The sequence below is a fragment of the Streptomyces sp. UH6 genome (genome assembly GCF_013421635.1).
Classification (GTDB): Bacteria; Actinomycetota; Actinomycetes; order Streptomycetales; family Streptomycetaceae; genus Streptomyces; species Streptomyces abyssomicinicus.
On record NZ_JACADT010000849.1, the window covers coordinates 1 to 2,496 of the forward strand.

Annotated in this window: 3 protein-coding genes and 2 pseudogenes; all 5 read right to left on the minus strand. The window is 72.8% G+C overall.

All coding sequences use genetic code 11. The features are described from left to right. Positions 1-298, minus strand: a pseudogene (locus HW445_RS26650) (hypothetical protein); the annotation flags it as partial. A 208-nt stretch (positions 299-506) separates the two neighbouring features. After that, positions 507-1,106: a GNAT family protein gene (locus HW445_RS26655; protein ID WP_308799964.1), complete on the minus strand. Its 600-nt coding sequence runs from the start codon at positions 1,104-1,106 to the stop codon at positions 507-509. Positions 1,107-1,123: 17 nt separating this feature from the next. Then, positions 1,124-1,687 carry a molybdenum cofactor biosynthesis protein B gene (locus HW445_RS26660; protein WP_180223434.1) on the minus strand — a complete coding sequence of 188 codons (564 nt, stop codon included), beginning with the start codon at positions 1,685-1,687 and terminating at the stop codon, positions 1,124-1,126. Continuing rightward, on the minus strand, positions 1,684-2,163 hold the full coding sequence (moaC, locus tag HW445_RS26665) for a cyclic pyranopterin monophosphate synthase MoaC (protein WP_180223435.1): 480 nt from the start codon (positions 2,161-2,163) through the stop codon (positions 1,684-1,686). Before moaC ends, HW445_RS26660 begins: the two co-directional genes overlap by 4 nt. Before the next feature lie 85 nt (positions 2,164-2,248). Further along, positions 2,249-2,496 (minus strand): annotated as a pseudogene (locus tag HW445_RS26670) (molybdopterin molybdenumtransferase MoeA); the annotation flags it as partial.

Here is a 2,496-nt window from a genome sequence, read left to right on the forward strand (position 1 = left end):
GCGGGGCGGGGGGCGGGTCGTCCGGGGGTACGGCGAAGGCCCGGACGTCGACCGAGTCGGTCACGGCGTCCGGGTCCACCCTGTCGGCCGCGGGCTCCGCCTCGTCGGCGGAGCGCGCGAGGTCCTTGGCGTAACGGCGCTCCATCCCCGCCCTTCCGGACAGCAGCCGGATGGCGGTGCTGAAGCGTTCCGTCGGACGGGCCTCGTTCAGCTCGTCCTGCCTACGGAGCCACATCGGCACCAAGTAGGCGGCCCAGGCCCCGACAATGACTGCGTAGATGAGGCCGCTGCTGCTCACAGTCACACGGTAGAGCGGTTTGGGTGAGGCCATCTGCCTATTCGCGCGGTGTGTCGCACGATCTGGCTGATATTTCGAGCCTTTTACGCGACCGATGTGATCACAGCCCGCCGGAAGCGTGAATTCCTGCACCCAAACGTGATCAGCCCGGACAAGAATTCGAACACTTATTCAATTACCGGGGAAAGCGTCACCTCGGGCGGCGCGCTCACGACCTCCGGCCGCTCAGCCTGGACAGACGGGTCATCATCCCTTCCGGGACCTCTTCCGCGGTCAGCGCGTAGACCAGGTGGTCGCGCCAGTCGCCGTCGATGTGGAGATAGCGGGGCCGCAGCCCTTCCTCGCGGAATCCGAGTTTCTCCACCACGCGCCGGCTGGGCCCGTTCTCCGGGCGAATGCAGACCTCCAGGCGGTGAAGACCCACGGCCCGGAAGCTGTGGTCCACCGCGAGCGCGACCGCCGTCGGCATCACCCCGCGGCCGGCCACCGCCTCGTCCACCCAGTAGCCGATGTTGCCGGAGCACATGGAGCCCCAGGTGATGCTGCCGACCGTGATCTGCCCGGCCAGCCGCCCCCGGTACTCGACGACCCAGGGCATCATCCGCCCGGCCCGCGCCTCGGTCCGCAGGTGACGGACCATCTGGCGGTAGGTGGGCCGGTGGGTGACGGGGCCGCCCGGCAGCGGCGGCGGGATGGTCGCCTCCCACCGGCGCAGCCAGTCGCGGTTGCGCCGGTTCACCTCGCGCCAGGCCGCCTGGTCGCGCATCCGCATCGGCCTCAGCCGGACGTCCCCGTGCGCCAGTTCCACCGGCCAGACCAGGCCGTTCAGCTCGCACCCCCGAACGACGGCGCCCCGGACGACGGTGCCCCGGACGACGGCCCGCCGGACGGACCTCCCGGCGTCGCGTGGTCGCCGCCGCGGAGCTGGTCCACGGCGTGCGTCAGCAGGCTCTCCAGGACGGCGAGACCGTCCTTCACCCCTCCGGTGGAGCCGGGGAGGTTGACGATCAGCGTGGACCCGGCGACGCCCGCGATGCCCCGGGAGAGCGCCGCGGTGGGCACCTTCCCGCGTCCGTGGGCGCGGATCGCCTCGGGGATGCCGGGGACCTCGTGGCCGACGACCCTGCGGGTGGCCTCCGGGGTGCGGTCGGTGGGCGAGATGCCGGTGCCGCCGGTGGTGAGGATTACGTCGTAACCGGCCGCCACGGCGTCCCGCAGCGCGGCCTCCACCGGATCGCCGTCGGGGACCACCACGGGCCCGTCCACGCTGAAGCCCAGCCGCTCCAGGCCCGCCGCCAGCAGCGGGCCGCCGCGGTCCTCGTAGACCCCGGCCGCGGCACGGTTGGAGGCCGTGACGACCAGCCCCCGGTAGGGCCGTCCGCCGCTCACGCCCGGCTCCAGTCGCCGGACTTGCCCCCGGTCTTCTCCTCCACCCGGACGTCGCTGATGACGGCGCCCTTGTCGACCGCCTTCACCATGTCCACCACGGTGAGCGCGGCGACGGTCACCGCGGTGAGCGCCTCCATCTCCACCCCGGTGCGGTCCGTGGTCCGCACCGTGGCGGTGATCTCCACGGCGTCGTCGGCGACGGCCAGGTCGAGCTTCACCCCGGAGAGGGCCAGCGGATGGCAGAGCGGGATCAGTTCGGGCGTCTTCTTCGCGCCCATGATCCCGGCGATCCGCGCGGTGGCGAGGGCGTCGCCCTTGGGCACGCCCTCACCACGCAGCAGTTCCACCACGCGCGGGTGGACCAGGACACGGCCGCTCGCCCTGGCGGTGCGGGCGGTCACGTCCTTCCCGGAGACGTCGACCATGCGGGCGGCGCCCGCCTCGTCGATGTGGGTCAGTCGATCCTGCGTACCCATGCGGAAGGCGTCCTTAGTCGTTCAGGCTGTCACGCCGTGCTCCGTGGACGGCGATGCGCGACACGGTACCGCCAGGATCCGCCCGTCAGCCGAGCAGGACCACCTCGACGTCCGTGCCGGGCTCCACGGAGGTGACGTCCTCGGGGACCACGATCAGCGCGTTCGCCTGCGCCAGCGCGCCGATCAGGTGGGAGCCGGGGCCGCCCACCGGGGTGACCCGCCCGTCCTCGGCCCGGCCCCGCAGGAACTGGCGGCGGCCCGGCGGCGAGGTGAGCGCCTGGTCGGCCGTCAGCACCGCGCGGGCGCGCGGCCGGTGCAGCCGGTCCTCGGGCA